This is a genomic window from Mycobacterium syngnathidarum (genome assembly GCF_001942625.1).
GTDB classification, from domain to species: domain Bacteria; phylum Actinomycetota; class Actinomycetes; order Mycobacteriales; family Mycobacteriaceae; genus Mycobacterium; species Mycobacterium syngnathidarum.
This window is the reverse complement of sequence record NZ_MLCL01000084.1, coordinates 16,746-32,668: the sequence shown is the minus strand read 5'-3', so window position 1 is coordinate 32,668 and position 15,923 is coordinate 16,746. Positions and strand designations below refer to the sequence as shown.

General features: G+C 67.1%; 11 protein-coding genes. 7 read left to right on the top strand and 4 right to left on the bottom strand.

Features of this window, described 5'->3' with window-relative positions:
- Window positions 1-29: 29 nt before the first annotated feature.
- Both amaB and BKG60_RS23745 read left to right on the top strand, forming a co-directional pair.
- Window positions 30-1,580, top strand: a complete 1,551-nt coding sequence (amaB, locus tag BKG60_RS23750; protein WP_075910105.1) for an L-piperidine-6-carboxylate dehydrogenase — start codon at window positions 30-32, stop codon at window positions 1,578-1,580.
- Window positions 1,581-1,631: 51 nt separating this feature from the next.
- Complete coding sequence (locus tag BKG60_RS23745; RefSeq protein ID WP_075910104.1) at window positions 1,632-2,435, top strand: SDR family oxidoreductase; 804 nt, start codon at window positions 1,632-1,634, stop codon at window positions 2,433-2,435.
- Here the strand turns inward: BKG60_RS23745 and BKG60_RS23740 are convergent.
- Both BKG60_RS23740 and BKG60_RS23735 read right to left on the bottom strand, forming a co-directional pair.
- The gene (locus BKG60_RS23740) at window positions 2,415-3,863 is read right to left on the bottom strand and encodes a lipase maturation factor family protein (RefSeq protein WP_075910103.1); all 1,449 of its coding nucleotides are present in this window, start codon (window positions 3,861-3,863) and stop codon (window positions 2,415-2,417) included. The genes BKG60_RS23745 and BKG60_RS23740 overlap by 21 nt on opposite strands.
- A gap of 78 nt (window positions 3,864-3,941) precedes the next feature.
- Window positions 3,942-5,330 (bottom strand): cytochrome P450, encoded by a 1,389-nt coding sequence (locus BKG60_RS23735; protein ID WP_075910102.1) that lies wholly within the window; start codon window positions 5,328-5,330, stop codon window positions 3,942-3,944.
- Between the two features lie 22 nt (window positions 5,331-5,352).
- Here BKG60_RS23735 and BKG60_RS23730 point away from each other — a divergent pair, with 22 nt between their 5' ends.
- The 5 genes from BKG60_RS23730 (at window position 5,353) to BKG60_RS23710 (ending at window position 13,652) form a co-directional block, all read left to right on the top strand.
- Complete coding sequence (locus BKG60_RS23730; protein WP_070187291.1) at window positions 5,353-6,006, top strand: TetR/AcrR family transcriptional regulator; 654 nt, start codon at window positions 5,353-5,355, stop codon at window positions 6,004-6,006.
- A gap of 36 nt (window positions 6,007-6,042) precedes the next feature.
- Window positions 6,043-10,560, top strand: a complete 4,518-nt coding sequence (locus BKG60_RS23725) for an ATP-dependent helicase (RefSeq protein WP_075910101.1) — start codon at window positions 6,043-6,045, stop codon at window positions 10,558-10,560.
- A gap of 12 nt (window positions 10,561-10,572) precedes the next feature.
- Entirely contained in the window at window positions 10,573-11,325 is a 753-nt protein-coding gene (gene nei2 / locus BKG60_RS23720; RefSeq protein WP_075910100.1) for an endonuclease VIII Nei2, read from the top strand.
- A gap of 99 nt (window positions 11,326-11,424) precedes the next feature.
- Entirely contained in the window at window positions 11,425-13,008 is a 1,584-nt protein-coding gene (locus tag BKG60_RS23715) for an HNH endonuclease signature motif containing protein (protein ID WP_075910099.1), read from the top strand.
- Window positions 13,009-13,136: 128 nt separating this feature from the next.
- Window positions 13,137-13,652, top strand: coding sequence for a GNAT family N-acetyltransferase (locus BKG60_RS23710; RefSeq protein ID WP_075910098.1), 516 nt, complete (start codon window positions 13,137-13,139; stop codon window positions 13,650-13,652).
- On the opposite strand, the gene BKG60_RS23705 is transcribed toward BKG60_RS23710, so the two are convergent.
- Both BKG60_RS23705 and BKG60_RS23700 read right to left on the bottom strand, forming a co-directional pair.
- The gene (locus BKG60_RS23705; RefSeq protein ID WP_070946016.1) at window positions 13,642-14,778 is read right to left on the bottom strand and encodes a fatty acid desaturase family protein; all 1,137 of its coding nucleotides are present in this window, start codon (window positions 14,776-14,778) and stop codon (window positions 13,642-13,644) included. The two genes, BKG60_RS23710 and BKG60_RS23705, sit on opposite strands and share 11 nt — an antisense overlap.
- Window positions 14,779-14,805: 27 nt before the next feature.
- Window positions 14,806-15,885, bottom strand: coding sequence for a ferredoxin reductase (locus BKG60_RS23700; RefSeq protein ID WP_070946015.1), 1,080 nt, complete (start codon window positions 15,883-15,885; stop codon window positions 14,806-14,808).
- Window positions 15,886-15,923: the final 38 nt, after the last annotated feature.

Genomic DNA, 15,923 nt, shown 5'->3' with positions numbered 1-15,923 from the left:
AACGCCGCAGCCAACCAGAAAGGCACACGATGACCACCACTGAACGGACGGATCTGCCCACCGCGCAGGAGCTGCGTCGGCGGGTGCGGCAGGCGTTGGCCGCCGTCGGCGCGACGCCGGCACTGGCCGAGCCGACCGCTCCCGGGCCCGGCCTGCATGCCAGCACCCCGATCAGCGGCGACGTGCTGTTCACCCTGTCCGAGGACAGTCCCGAACACGTTGACGCCGTGATTGCCGATGCCGCACAGGCATTCTCGACCTGGCGTACCACCCCTGCCCCGGTGCGCGGCGCACTGGTGGCCCGCCTGGGCGAACTGCTTGTCGAGCACAAGACGGATCTGGCGACCCTGGTGACGGTGGAGGCGGGCAAGATCACCTCCGAAGCACTGGGCGAAGTGCAGGAGATGATCGACATCTGCCAGTTCGCCGTCGGCCTCTCGCGCCAGTTGTACGGCCGCACAATCGCTTCCGAACGCCCCGGGCACCGGCTGATGGAGACCTGGCACCCGTTGGGCGTCGTCGGGGTCGTCACCGCATTCAATTTCCCGGTGGCGGTGTGGGCGTGGAACACCGCGGTCGCGCTGGTGTGCGGCGACACCGTGGTGTGGAAGCCCTCCGAGCTGACCCCGCTGACCGCGATCGCCTGCCAGGCCCTGGTCGAACGAGCCGCAACCGACGTGGGCGCCCCTGCTGCCGTGTCTCGGCTGATCCTCGGCGGCCGCGAACTGGGAGAGCAATTGGTCGACGATCCGCGGGTGGCGCTGGTCAGCGCGACCGGTTCGGTACGGATGGGCCAACAGGTCGGTCCGCGGGTGGCGGCACGGTTCGGCAAGGTGCTGCTCGAACTCGGCGGCAACAACGCTGCGATCGTCACCCCCTCGGCCGATCTGGACCTCGCGGTACGTGCCATCGTGTTCTCCGCCGCGGGCACTGCCGGACAACGTTGCACCACGCTGCGCCGGTTGATCGTGCACTCCTCCATCGCCGATGAGCTGGTGTCGCGAATCGTCTCGGCGTATCAGAGCCTGCCCATCGGTGACCCGAGCCGGGACGGGACCCTGGTCGGCCCGCTCATTCACACCCGCGCCTACCGCGACATGGTCGGAGCGCTGGAGCAGGCCGAGGCCGATGGCGGCGAGGTCTTCGGCGGCGAGCGTCACGATCTGGGAGATGAAGGGGCGTTCTACGTCGCGCCGGCCGTGGTCAGGATGCCTGCACAGACCGAGATCGTGCACACCGAGACGTTCGCCCCCATCCTCTACGTACTCACCTACGACGATATCGACGACGCAATCGCCCTGAACAACGCGGTGCCGCAGGGCCTTTCGTCGGCGATCTTCACCACCGACGTGCGCGAGGCCGAACGGTTCCTGGCTGCCGACGGATCCGACTGCGGCATCGCCAACGTCAACATCGGGACCTCCGGTGCCGAGATCGGCGGCGCGTTCGGCGGTGAGAAGCACACCGGTGGCGGCCGTGAATCCGGGTCGGACGCGTGGAAGGCCTACATGCGTCGAGCGACCAACACCGTCAACTACTCGTCGGAGCTGCCACTGGCCCAGGGCGTGCATTTCGGGTGACATGTGGTGCCGCCGAACGGGCACCGAGGTCACGTCGGGTAAGCAGGAGGCATGCAGATTGAAAACTCGGTCGCGGTAGTCACCGGCGCGGGATCAGGCATCGGCCGGGCCCTGGCCGAATCGTTCGCCGCGGACGGGGCCCGCGTCGTGGCCGCCGACCTCGACGCCGACGCGGCCGAACAGACCGCCGCACAGATCCGTTCCCACGGCGGGCAGGCGCTGGGAATCCGGGCGGACGCCGGTGTTACGGCCGATGTCGAGGCGCTGACCGCCACCGAGTTCGGCCCGGTCGACATCTATGTCGCCAACGCCGGGATCATCGGCGCGCCCGGCCTCGGCGCGGACGAGGACTGGGACGCGATCTTGGATGTCAATCTGCGGTCGCACATCCGGGCAGCACAAGTGCTTGTCCCGCAATGGTCGTCACGCGGTAGAGGCTATTTCGTATCGGTTGCGTCGGCGGCGGGCTTGCTGTCCCAGATCGGCGCCGCCGGATATGCCGTCACCAAACACGCGGCGGTCGGATTCGCTGAATGGCTGGCCATCACGTACGGCGACGACGGCATCGGGGTCAGCTGCGTATGCCCACTGGGCGTGGACACGCCACTGCTCGATGCGGTGCGCACTTCGGCGAATCCGGATGCCGCGGCGGGTGCGGCGTCGATCGTGCAGTCCGGTGAGGTGATCAGCGCCCAGGATGTCGCGTCGGCCACCGTCGACGCGGTCAAGACGGACCAATTCCTTGTCCTCCCCCACCCGCAGGTGCTCGACATGTACCGCCACAAGGGCTCCGATTACGGCCGGTGGATCGCGGGGATGCGCCGTTACCAGCGATCATTGCGCGCCGGCAGATGAGCGTCCGGAAGGCAGGGTTTGCGGCGGTACATACACGCCCAGCGAGATGCGGTGCCACCAAATGTGCTCTCGACGAAGTTCGGTCCAGGTGCTGAACTCATAGCGGTATAGCGTGGCGCGGACATACCTCGGCGGTGTATCGGGGAACGGGTTGTGCCGCAATAGCTTCAGCGTAGCTCGGTCGTTCTCCAGGAGCCGGGTCAGCAGCATACGTAGCCAGCCGTGGGCATATGCCGGCGATATCGCGGCGAACCACATCAACCAGTCGAGCCGTAGGTGGTAGGGCGCGAACTGCCGTGGCCACCTGTGGACATCGCCTGGCTTGCCCTTGAACTCGTATTCCTTCCAGACGGTGTGATCGCTGAGCTGCGGGTCCGAGGTGCCCTCCAACACCACCTCGTCGCGGGTGCGACCGACGGTGCCGAATGCCCCGTAGGAATTGACCAGGTGATAGCGGTTGTAAGAGGCGTTCATCCGCTGTCTTCTGGAGATGAGGTTGCGTGCCGGCCGGTAACTCAGGCAGGCCACTGCCACCGCAAAGCCGATGACCACGACGGTGAACCAGGTTGGCGTCTGGCCGAATTGGTGTTCTGGCAGCGGCAGCAACACCGCTGCGGTGGAATCCGAGATCGCACTGAACGCCAGAACGATGGTTATCCAATTGAGCCAGGCGAAGTTCCCCGAAGCGACCAGCCACAGTTGGGTGACGATGACGACGATCGCCGCCGCACCGGCCACCGGCTGCGGGGCGAACAACGCGAAGGGTACGACGATTTGGGCGAAGTGGTTGCCGGCCACCTCGATTCGGTGCAGCGGTTTGGGCAGGTGGTGGAAGAACCAACTCAGCGGCCCAGGCATGGGTTGTGTCTCGTGGTGGTAGTACAGGCAGGTCAGGTTGCGCCAGCACGGGTCACCTCGCAGCTTGATCAAGCCGGCGCCGAACTCGACGCGGAAAACCAGCCAGCGGGCCAGCCACAGCACCAGCAGCGGCGGGCCGACGTCGTCGTTGCCCAGGAACGTCACCAGAAACCCGGCTTCGAGCAACAGCGATTCCCAGCCGAACGAATACCAGGTCTGGCCGACGTTGACGATCGACAGGTAGAGCACCCAGACCAGTAACCAGGTCAGCATCGCGGCCCACAGCGGCACCAGGTCGCCGAATCCCACCACCAGTGCTGCGGAGATCACGGCCCCGGCGATACACACCGCGGCGAAAAAGCGGTCCGAGTAGTGGAACTGGAACAGGCTCGGGGCCTGCCGGAATGAGTTGACGGCCAGGAAACGGGGTATCGGCAGCAGGCCTCGCTCACCGAGGAGCGCGCGGAACTGCCGGGCCGCCACGATGAACGCGATCAGGTAGATCGCGGCGGTCCCCCGCTGCAACACCTGCCTGGCCAACCAATATTCGTCTGCGATGAACCATTCCATACGCGGACCTGCCGACACTGGGGTTCTGTCCACGCAAACGGTACCCCGATTCGGGGCGTTTCATGCGTATACGAACGACTACCTTCGACGCAGCTCGAGCCGGAATCCCGACGGCATCATGGTCAGGCGCTCCTGTACCCGCAGCGAGTATTCCGGATCGGCGGCCATGTCGTAGCGCCGGATCAGCACGCCGAGCATCAGCACCGCCTCGTGCAGCGCGAATTGCCGCCCGATGCATGATCTTTCGCCGGTACCGAACGGCTTGTACAGACCACCTGGCCTGGCTCGCATCTGCTCGGGGGCAAACCGGTCGGGATCGAAAGCATCCGGGTCGGGGCCCCAACGCGGGTCGCGGTGCAGGGTCGAGATCAGCGCCAGCGCCCAATCCCCCTTGCGCATCGGGTGGATTCCGGCGAGCACGGTGTCGTGGCGGGCCGCGCGATAGTAGGCCGGCACGGTCGGCTGTAGTCGCAAGGACTCGTCGAGAACCCGTCGCACATAGCGAAGTTTGGCGACCTTTTCGAAGTCCGGCCGTGCGTCTTCGCCCCACACCTCATCGACCTCGGCGCGAGCCCTGGCGAACACGTCTGGATGTTGCGACAGGAAGTACAACGCGAACGACAGTGCACCTGAGGTGGTTTCGTGGCCGGCAATCAGGAAGTTGATCAGCTGATAGCGGATGTTGGCGGCGTCGAGGTCGGACTCCAGCATGATCTGCAGCAGATCCTCGTGAGTGTCCGATGGCCGTGCTCGCCGGTTGGCAACGATGTCGTCGGCCAACTCGTGCAGATACTTCGCGTCGCTGCGGACCTGGCGGTCGTAACGCCGGTAGAAGAGCGCGGGCAGGAAGGTTTCGCGCAGCACTCCAAGGCGATCGGCTCCCACCAGGGCGGACACCATGTGCGCGACGAACGGGTGCATCGCATCGTCCTGGAAGCAGCGGAACGAGTACCCGGCCGCGCACCGCCCGATGGTCTCCAGCGTCACCCTGGTCGTGTCGGCCGAGACATCCACGGTGTCGCCGAGATCGGCCCGCTGGTCCCAACGGTCGGTCAGCTCGTCTGCGACGTCGAACATCACCCCGTGATAGCGGCGCATCGCGGCCTGGCTGAATGCGGGCAACAGCAGTTGATGAGCCTTGTGCCAGTTCGGTTCGTCGTTGTACGCGGTGAACAACCCGTCGCCGCCGACGACCCGCAGCGCCTCGATGTCGGGCCCGACATGCTTGCAGAACCGGGTTTCGTCGTTGAGATCGGCGACGGCGTCGGCACCGGCGGCGACCACGTAGCGGGCGCCCAGGAAGCGGAACTCACAGACCTGCCCGAGCTCGGCCATGCCCATCGCGTTCTGCATCGAGGAGCCGGCCTGCAGACTGAGTACATCCCCGAGCAACGGCACGCGACGCGGCGGATGGGGAAGTTTCGGATATCGCCGCCCAGCTGAGGTCCGCGCGCCCATGACGGTCATGCCACCAGGTTAGGCTGCAGGCGTGGGTGCCGAGTCGAGACGCCGGCTGTCCCCCGCCGACAGACGTAACGAGCTGCTGGCGCTGGGAGCCGAGGTGTTCGGCCAACGACCGTACGACGAAGTGCGTATCGACGAGATCGCAGAACGCGCCGGGGTGTCTCGGGCCCTGATGTACCACTACTTCCCCGACAAGCGGGCCTTCTTCGCCGCTGTGGTGCAGGCCGAGGGCGAGCGCTTGTTCGCCGCCACCAGCACCCCGCCCGAGCCTGGCCAGAGCCTGTTCGGCCAACTGCGCGCCGGAGTGCTGGCCTACCTGCGCTACGACGAGGAGCATCCACATGGAGCGTGGGCGGCCTACATGGGCCTGGGCCGCACCGATCCCGTGCTGCGCGGCGTCGACGACATCGACAACGACCGCCAGGCCGACCGGATCATGGCCCGGATCGCCGAGGCGGTCTCCGACCCGTTGGATCCCAAGGTGCAACGCGATCTGCGAGCCACCGTGTACGGCTGGCTGGCCCTGACCTTCGAAATGTGCCGGCAGCGACTCAAGGATCCGTCGATCGATGCGGGCTTCGTCGCAGACACCTGTGCGCACGCCCTGCTCGACGCCATCGGCCGGGTACCCGGACTGCCGGCCGACCTGGTCTGCGCGGCCGCTCCTGACCAGCGCTGACGTCCGCTTGTCGGTGGTACGCGGCAGTATGACTGGGTGGCCACCACGCCGGTCGATTCGCTGGCCCGGTTCAGCGCACTGACCCGGGAGTGGTTCAACGCTGCCTTCCCCGCGCCGACGGCCGCCCAGGCACAGGCCTGGGCCGCGATCGCCGAGGGGCACAATACCCTGGTCATCGCCCCCACCGGCTCCGGCAAGACGCTGGCGGCGTTCCTGTGGGCCATCGACGCGCTGACCCGGTCTGCCGAACCGCGCTCGGGCACGACGGTGCTGTACGTGTCCCCGCTCAAAGCGTTGGCCGTCGACGTCGAACGCAACCTGCGCACCCCCCTGACCGGGATCACCCGCGTCGCCGAGCGACACGGGGTGCCCGCCCCTTCGATCAGCGTCGGCGTCCGCTCCGGGGACACCACCCCGAGCCAGCGCCGCGCGATGCTGAGCAAGCCGCCCGACATCCTGATCACCACGCCCGAGTCACTGTTCTTGATGCTGACCTCGGCGGCCCGCGAGACTCTGGCCTCCGTCCGGACCGTGATCGTCGACGAGGTGCATGCCGTCGCCGCCACCAAACGCGGTGCGCACCTGGCACTCTCCCTCGAACGCCTGGATCAGCTGCTCGACAAACCTGCCCAGCGCATCGGGCTGTCGGCGACGGTGCGTCCGCCCGAGGAGGTGGCGCGGTTCCTGTCCGGGCAGGCACCGACCACCATCGTCGCCCCGCCTGCCGCCAAGACGTTCGATCTCTCTGTCCAAGTCCCGGTCCCGGACATGGCCAACCTCGACAACAACAGCATCTGGCCCGACGTCGAGGAGCGGATCGTGGACCTGATCGAGGCGCACCAGTCCTCGATCGTGTTCGCCAATTCCCGCCGGCTCGCCGAGCGGCTGACCTCCCGGCTGAACGAGATCCACGCCGAAAGGGCCGGAATCGAGCTCTCGCTCGACCACAACCCCCAGGTGGGTGGCGGTGCCCCGGCCCAACTCATGGCCAGCGGCCAAGCCAACGGTGCGCCCACACTGCTGGCCCGCGCGCACCACGGTTCGGTCAGCAAGGAGCAGCGGGCCCAGGTCGAGGACGACCTCAAGAGCGGGCGGTTGCGCGCCGTCGTCGCGACCTCCAGCCTGGAGTTGGGTATCGACATGGGCGCGGTCGACCTGGTGATCCAGGTCGAGTCACCCCCATCGGTGGCCAGTGGGCTGCAACGGATCGGGCGTGCCGGGCATCAAGTCGGCGAGATCTCCCAGGGCGTGCTGTTTCCCAAACATCGCACCGACCTGATCGGCTGCGCGGTGACGGTGCAACGCATGCGCACCGGCGACATCGAGTCCATGCACGTGCCGGCCAACCCGCTCGACGTGCTGGCCCAGCACACGGTCGCCGTGGCCGCCCTGGAGCCCGTGGATGCCGACGCGTGGTTCGATGCGGTCCGGCGCAGCGCCCCGTTCGCCACGTTGCCGCGCAGCGCCTTCGAAGCCACGCTCGACCTGTTGTCGGGGAAGTATCCGTCCACCGAATTCGCCGAGCTCCGGCCTCGGCTCGTCTACGACCGCGACCACGGCACCCTCACCGCCCGCCCGGGTGCCCAGCGCCTGGCCGTCACGTCCGGCGGGGCCATCCCTGACCGCGGGCTGTTCACCGTCTATCTGGCCACCGATTCCGAAAAACCTTCGCGGGTAGGTGAACTCGACGAGGAGATGGTCTACGAGTCCCGGCCGGGCGACGTCATATCACTGGGCGCCACCAGCTGGCGGATCACCGAGATCACCCACGACCGGGTACTCGTCATCCCAGCCCCGGGCCAGCCCGCCCGGCTGCCGTTCTGGCGTGGAGACAGTGTGGGCCGGCCCGCCGAACTCGGCGCGGCGGTCGGAGCGTTCACCGGCGAGCTCGCGGCACTCGGCCGTGCCGAATTCGACGAGCGCTGCCAGACAATGGGTTTCGCCGGATTCGCCACCGACAATCTGTACCAGTTGCTGCACGATCAGCGTGAGGCCACCGGAGTGGTCCCCAGCGACAGCACGTTCGTGGTCGAGCGCTTCCGCGACGAGCTCGGCGACTGGCGGGTGATCCTGCACTCTCCATATGGTCTGCGGGTCCACGGGCCGCTGGCCCTTGCCGTGGGGCGACGGCTGCGGGAACGCTACGGCATCGACGAAAAGCCCACCGCCTCCGACGACGGCATCATCGTGCGGCTTCCCGACAGCGGCGAAACCCCGCCGGGTGCAGACCTGTTCGTGTTCGATGCCGACGAGGTAGAGCCCATCGTCACCGCGGAAGTGGGCGGATCGGCGTTGTTCGCGTCCCGGTTCCGTGAATGCGCCGCCCGTGCCCTGCTACTGCCACGCAGGCACCCGGGCAAGCGGTCCCCGCTGTGGCATCAACGGCAACGCGCCGCGCAGCTGCTCGACATCGCCCGCAAGTATCCGGACTTCCCAATCGTGCTGGAAACGGTCCGGGAATGCCTGCAGGACGTCTACGACGTGCCCGCGCTCACCGAGTTGATGCGGCGAGTGGCGCAACGCCGGCTGCGGGTGGTCGAGGTGGAGACCGCCACGCCGTCACCGTTCGCGGCCTCACTGCTATTCGGCTATGTGGGTGCCTTCATGTACGAGGGCGACAGCCCGCTGGCCGAGCGACGGGCCGCAGCGCTCGCACTGGACACCGCGCTGCTGTCCGAATTGCTGGGCCGGGTCGAGCTGCGCGAACTACTGGACCCCGCCGTGGTCGCCTCGACCTCCGCTCAGCTGCAACATCTCACCGAGGAGCGCGCAGCGCGCGACGCCGAGGCGGTGGCCGATCTACTGCGGATGCTGGGCCCGCTGACCGAGGCCGAGATCGCCGCGCGCGCCACCACCGACGCGATCGGCGGCTGGCTGGACGGGCTGCACGCCGCCAAGCGCGCACTACCGGTCACCTACGCCGGGCAGACCTGGTGGTCCGCGGTGGAGGACATCGGCCTGCTCCGCGACGGCGTCGGCGCGCCGGTACCGGTCGGGGTTCCCGCGGCGTTCACCGAATCCGTCGCCGATCCGCTCGGGGATCTGATCGGACGCTACGCCCGCACCCATGGGCCGTTCACCACCACCGAGGTGGCCGCCCGGTTCGGGCTGGGTCTTCGGGTGACCGCAGATGTGTTGGGCCGCATGGCTGTCGACGGTCGGCTGGTGCGCGGTGAATTCGTTGACGATCTCCCTGGCGACCAGTGGTGCGACGCCGAGGTACTCAGGATCCTGCGTCGCCGCTCCCTGGCCGCGCTGCGCGCACAGGTCGAACCGGTCAGCACCGCGGCCTACGGTCGCTTCCTGCCGTCGTGGCAGCATGTCGGGTCCAGCCGCAGCACGGGTATCGACGGGCTGGGCGCAGTGATCGAACAGCTGGCCGGCGTTCCCCTTCCCGCGTCGGCGGTCGAATCTTTGGTCTTCGGGCAGCGGGTCCGCGACTACCAGCCGTCCATGCTCGACGAGCTGCTGGCCTCCGGTGAGGTGATGTGGTCGGGCGCCGGACAGATCGGCAGCAGCGACGGTTGGGTGGCATTCCATCTGGCCGAGACCGCACCGCTGACACTGCCCGTCCCCGCCGAGATCGAGTTCACCGATACGCACCGGGCGATCATGGAGACGCTGGGACATGGCGGGGCGTACTTCTTCCGGCAACTCACCGACCAGGATGCTGCCGAGTCCGAGCTGAAAACAGCACTGTGGGAATTGATCTGGGCCGGCTGGGTCACCGGGGACACGTTCGCCCCGGTGCGGGCGATGCTGACCGGCCCGCGCCGGTCCGGCGCGCCGGCGCACCGGCAGCGCCAACGGCCACCCAGGCTCAGCCGCTACAGCGTCGCACGCCCGCACAGCCGCGCAGCCGATCCGATGGTGTCCGGCCGGTGGTCAGCATTGCCTGGTGCCGAACCGGATTCGACCGTGCGCGCGCATTTCCAGGCCGAGCTGCTGTTGAACCGGCACGGGGTGCTGACCAAGGGGGCGGCGGCAGCCGAGGGCGTGCCGGGCGGGTTCGCCACCCTGTACAAGGTGTTGAGTGCGTTCGAGGATGCCGGCCGCTGTCAACGGGGTTATTTCGTGGAATCGCTGGGCGGGGCCCAGTTCGCGGCCGCCTCGACCGTGGACCGCTTGCGCTCTTATCTGGACGGCGTCGACCCCCAACGGCCCGAGTACCACGCCGTCGTACTCGCGGCGACGGACCCGGCCAATCCCTATGGAGCCGCACTGGCCTGGCCCGAACGCGGCGGCGAGGACACCCACCGTCCTGGCCGCAAAGCCGGGGCCCTGGTCGCACTGGTCGACGGACAGTTGGTGTGGTTCTTGGAGCGTGGTGGCCGCACACTGCTGAGCTTCACCTCCGACGTCGAGACTCAGCGAGCTGCCGCGGCGGCCTTGGCCGAACTCGTGAGTTCGGGCCGCATGCCGTCGCTGTTGGTCGAACGAATCAACGGGGCGGCCGTTCTGGATCCCGGCGTCGACGCGGACCGCGCCGCCGTGCAGGACGCGCTGACCGGGGCCGGGTTTTCCCGGACCCCGCGGGGGCTACGGCTTCGGTAAGTTCGTGATGCCATGCCCGAAGGTGACACCGTCTTCCACACCGCCACCGCGCTGCGCGACGCGTTGGCCGGCAAGACGTTGACCCGCTGCGATATGCGGGTGCCCCGCTACGCCACCGTCGATCTCACGGGGCAGGTGGTCGACGAGGTGCTCAGCCGAGGCAAGCATCTGTTCATCCGGGTGGGCCCGGCCAGCATCCATTCCCATCTGAAGATGGAGGGCAGTTGGCGCATCGGGTGGTCCAAAGTCGCGCTGCACCGCATCCGTGCCTTGCTGGAGACCTCAGACAGCCGGGCCACCGGGATCGACCTCGGCTTGTTGGAGGTGCTCGACCGAGACACCGACATGGCCGCAGTGGCCCACCTGGGCCCGGATCTGCTCGGTCCGGACTGGGAACCCCGGACAGCGGCGGCCAACCTCATTGCCGTTCCAGACCGTCCGCTGGCGCCGGCCCTGCTCGATCAGCGGGTGATGGCCGGCGTCGGCAATGTCTACTGCAATGAACTGTGTTTCGTCTTCGGCCGGCTGCCGGTTTCACCCGTGAGCTCGCTGGCCGACCCGTTGCGCGTCGTGCAACGTGCCCGGGACATGCTGTGGCTCAACCGGTCCCGCTGGAATCGCACCACCACCGGCGACACCAGAAATGGACGCCAGCTGTGGGTATACGGCCGCGCCGGCGAGGCCTGCCGCCGCTGCGGGACATTGATCGAGACCGACGCCGGCGGCGAGCGGGTGACGTACTGGTGCCCCACCTGCCAAACCTGATGAGTCGCCGGTAGTCACCGATGTCCTGATGCAGAACTGTCACCGATGTCATGAGACATAACATCCATCTTGTCGGTCGCCGGGTGTAGCATAGAACATGTGTTCGATCCGAATGCTGTTTCCGATGCGACACTGATCGATGCGATCAGCGCCGCCACCCGGGCAGAGTCGGCGGCGATCGCGACCCGCCTGGCCGCGATCGGGGCGCTGGACAGCGTGCGCGAGCAGGAGTTGATCGACAGCATTTTGTGGCGCACCGATCCGTTCGAGGAAGTGTGCGCCGAAGTCTCCGCGGCGATGCGGCTGAGCCGGGGCCGCGCCAGCACCCAGGTGCACCACGCCCGGGTGCTACGCGACAAACTCCCCTTGGTCGCCGCCCGGTTCGCGGCCGGCGAGATCGACTATCGGGTGGTGTGCGCCATCATCGCCCGCACCGCCATCGTGGACCAGTCGGTGTGGGCCGGGCTGGATGCCGAACTGGCCACCCGCGCACACCGATGGATGCGGTTCTCCCAACGACAACTGCGCGACCGCATCGATCAATGGATCGCCAAACTCGACCCCAACGGAGTGCGCGTCCCCCCGGATCTGACCGAGGAACGCTTCGTTCAGATCGAGGCAGGCAGCCCCGGCAAGGCCACCATCTGGGCCAACCTGGACGCGGCCGATGGGGCAGCGTTGAATCAGCGCCTCGATGCCGTGGCCGCCACCGTGTGTGAGCATGATCCACGCACCCATGAGCAGCGCCGTGCTGATGCGGTCGGACCGGTGGCCCGCGGGCAAGCCCAACTGGCCTGCCGGTGCGGGCGCCAGGATTGTGTAGCCGGCCACAAGCGAGCGGCCGCCGATGCCGCGGTGATCCACGTGTTGGCCAACCAATCCACCATCGACGGCACCTCGAACGATCCCGGATATCTACCCGGGTACGGCATCCTGCCCGCCGAGACCGTGCGGGACCTGGCCCGCTTAGCCAAGATCAAACCCCTACCCGTACCAGAGCCCGAGCCCGGCGAGGCGGGTGGAGCAACGAAGCCGGCTACCCCCACTGAGTCAGCTGAGGCAGTAGACCCCCGCGAGGCGGACGAACCCAGCGGGTCCAGCGGCCCGGCCGAGGATCCCGCCACCGAACCAGCCGAGGCTGGGGATCCCACCAGCGTGGGTGAGCCGCGGTATCGCCCCTCGGTCGCGCTCACCGAATTCATCCGCTGGCGCGACCTCACCTGCCGCTTCCCCGGCTGTGACGCCCCAGCCCAACGCTGCGACATCGACCACACCGCACCCTGGCCCGCAGGCCCCACCCATCCGTCCAACACCAAGCTCTACTGCCGGGCCCACCACCTGGTCAAAACGTTCTGCCCCGGCTGGTCCGACCGCCAACTACCCGATGGCACAGTCATTGTCACCGCCCCCACCGGCCACACCTACCTCACCGAACCCCACGGGGCAGGGATGTTTCCGACCCTGGCCCACCCCACCGGAAACCCCGACCTGCCCGAACCCGAACCACCCAGCCCCCACCGCGACGCCAAGATGCCCAAACGCAGCACAACCCGCGAACACGACCGCCAAGAACGCATCAACGAAGAACGACGCCTACGCGCCGAACTCAACAACGACCTCCAAACCGAACACGACTACCAAGCCTGGCTCGCCGAAGAATACGGACCTCCCCCACCCTTCTGAATCTCCCAGCCTGCGCCCACACCAGGCGGCCGGGTATAGCCGCCACCGACGTATTCATCGGCATGCCATGGCGTCTCGTGGAGCCGGCGACGATGTCAGACAACTGGCCGGGCGCTTAGGGTGAAGACATGACCTCTGTCGTCGTCCGCGCCACGTCACCGGACGACCTCGACGCGATCAGTGCCATCTACGCCCACCATGTCGAGACCGGGGTGGCCACGTTCGAACTGATCCCACCGCATCGCGAGGAGTGGGAACGCCGACTCGCGACGGCACGCGAACGTGAATTACCCTTCCTGACCGCGATACTCGGTGAGGAGATCGTGGGCTACGCCTATTGCTCGCCCTGGAAACCAAGGCCGGCCTACCGGCACACCGTGGAGAACTCCATCTACCTCACCCCGCAGTGCGCCGGCCGTGGCGTCGGAACACTACTGCTGCACGGACTTCTGGACGGCTGCGCTGCAGCAGGCATCCGTGAGGTCATCGCCGTGGTCGTCGACACCGACGATGCGGTGGCATCTCTGGCTCTGCATCGCAAGCATGGTTTCGCCGAGGCCGGGCGACTGCGTGCGGTGGGCTACAAGCACGGACGGTGGCTGGACACGGTGCTGCTGCAGTGCAGCCTGCCGGTCAGCAGTTGACGAGTTCGGGCTCGACGATCGGCTGCGAAGCCGGTTTCGGGGCAGGCTCTTTGACAGTCGTCTCGGGATCCTTGGGCGTACCACCCCACGGGAAAGCCAGCCGCACAATCTTGCGAACCACCGAAGCGAACTGCTTGTGGATCGGACCAGTGTTGTACGGCAGGCCGTAGCGCTGGCAGATCTCCTTGACCTCACCGGAGATCTCGGCGTAGCGATGTGCCGGGATGTCCGGGAACAGGTGGTGTTCGATCTGGAACGACAGGTTGCCGCTGAAGATGTGGAACCACTTGCCGCCGGACAGGTTTGCCGACCCCAGCAGCTGACGGAAGTACCATTGGCCGCGGGTCTCGTTCTGGGTTTCCTCGATGGTGAACTCATGGGTGCCCTCGGGGAAGTGCCCGCAGAAGATGATGGTGTAGGACCACACGTTGCGCATCAGATTGGCAGTCATGTTGCCCGCGAACACGAATGGTGCGAACGGTCCCGCCAGCAGCGGGAAGGCCACATAGTCCTTGACGGTCTGCTTGCGCACCTTGGCCCACATCTCGCGCAGCATGTCCTTCTTGTCCCGCAGCTTGATCTCGCCGGAGCGGATGCGCTCGGTCTCCAGCTCGTGCAGTGCGACGCCGTATTGGAAGAACACCATCAACAGGAAGGCGTACAACGGATTACCCAGGTAGTACGGGCTCCATTTCTGGTCCTCGCTCATGCGCAGGATGCCGTAGCCGATGTCTCGGTCCATGTCGACGATGTTGGTGTAGGTGTGGTGCATGTAGTTGTGCGAATGCCGCCACTGGTTGGAGGGGCAGGCCGAATCCCATTCGAAGTTCTGGCCGCGCAACGCCGGGTCGCCCATCCAGTCGTACTGGCCGTGCATGACGTTGTGGCCGATCTCCATGTTGTCGAGAATCTTTGACAGCCCCAGCATCACGGTGCCGATCGGCCAGGCCGGCGGGAGGAACAGCAGCGCCCGCCCGCCGACTTCGAGCTTGCGTTGCATCTTGATGATGTCGCGGATGTAGGTGGCATCGCGTTCGCCGAGATCGGAGACTGCGCGCTCACGGATGGCGTCGAGCTCGGCGCCGAAGGTTTCGAACTGCTCGGGGGTCAGGGTGTAGTGAGTCATGTCTGCGCCTTTCAGGGTCAACAGGTCTCAAAGGTCTATGACGACGTCGCCGACGGGTGCGGTGACGCAAATTTCGATGTCTTCGCAGTCGGCGGTGGAGATCGCGCCGGTGATCAGGTTGCGGACCGCGCCGCTGGTCTTGAATCGGGTGCAGGTGTGGCAGATGCCCATGCGGCAGCCGCTTTCCGGCTTCAGTCCGGCCGCCTCGGCCTGCACGAGCAACGGTTGGCCGTCGTCGGCCACCTCGATGTCGCTGTCGGCGAATCGGACAGTGCCGCCGGTGGCCTCGGCGGGCACCGTGAAGGCCGGCGGCACGAAGCTCTCGAAAACCGCGTCAGGGCGGTGCTGCCGGACTGCGTCCAACAACGCCGGCGGGCCGCAGACGAAGACCGCGTCGGGCTCAGCACCCGGGAAGGCCTCAGCCAGGTGGGCCGGACCGAAGTACCCGTCCAATTCGCCGGCGGCGCTGCCGCGCGTGTAACCGTGCAAGATGCGTATGCCGGCCGAGCGCATGGCCGCCAACTCGGTGCGGTAGCAGGCTTCCTCGATGCCGCGTACGTAATGGACGAATGCGACCTCGCCGGTGAACGCCTGTGCACGCAGGGTGCGCAACATGGACAGCACCGGGGTGATGCCGCTACCGCCGGAGACGAACAAGATGCGCTGCGGCAGCTCCGCAGGCAGGACGAAATCCCCGCCCACCGAGTCGAGACCGAGCACCATGCCCGGGTACGCGTGGTCGCACAGGTAGTTCGAGACCAGCCCACCCTCATGGCGGCCGACGGTCAATTCCAGGTGGCGCGCCCCCTCGGCGCTGGCCGGCGAGTAGCAGCGGGTACGACGCCTGCCGTTGATCTCGACGGAGAGGTTGATGTGCTGACCCGCCCGAAACCCGGCGAAGGCCTCGTTGGGTTCCAGGGTCAGCGTGACGCTGCGCGACGTCTGCCGCCGCACCGCCACCACCTTGGCCCGGGCGTCGCCACGGGTCCAGGTCGGCTCGACCAGCTCGGTGTAACGGTCAACCCCGTGCGGGCCGGTCAGAAGGTTCGCGAGCGCACTCATCCGCGGTGCCGCGAGCACTCGCTTCGTCAATGTTTGAGTGAACATGTGTACACAGTGCGCGTGCACAGGCGACTCTGTCAACG

Coding starts and splice junctions, on each gene's coding strand:
- amaB (WP_075910105.1), top strand. CDS start 30: ATGACCACCACTGAACGGACGGATCTGCCCACCGCGCAGGAGCTGCGT.
- BKG60_RS23745 (WP_075910104.1), top strand. CDS start 1,632: ATGCAGATTGAAAACTCGGTCGCGGTAGTCACCGGCGCGGGATCAGGC.
- BKG60_RS23740 (WP_075910103.1), bottom strand. CDS start 3,863: ATGGAATGGTTCATCGCAGACGAATATTGGTTGGCCAGGCAGGTGTTG.
- BKG60_RS23735 (WP_075910102.1), bottom strand. CDS start 5,330: ATGACCGTCATGGGCGCGCGGACCTCAGCTGGGCGGCGATATCCGAAA.
- nei2 (WP_075910100.1), top strand. CDS start 10,573: ATGCCCGAAGGTGACACCGTCTTCCACACCGCCACCGCGCTGCGCGAC.
- BKG60_RS23710 (WP_075910098.1), top strand. CDS start 13,137: ATGACCTCTGTCGTCGTCCGCGCCACGTCACCGGACGACCTCGACGCG.
- BKG60_RS23705 (WP_070946016.1), bottom strand. CDS start 14,778: ATGACTCACTACACCCTGACCCCCGAGCAGTTCGAAACCTTCGGCGCC.
- BKG60_RS23700 (WP_070946015.1), bottom strand. CDS start 15,885: ATGTTCACTCAAACATTGACGAAGCGAGTGCTCGCGGCACCGCGGATG.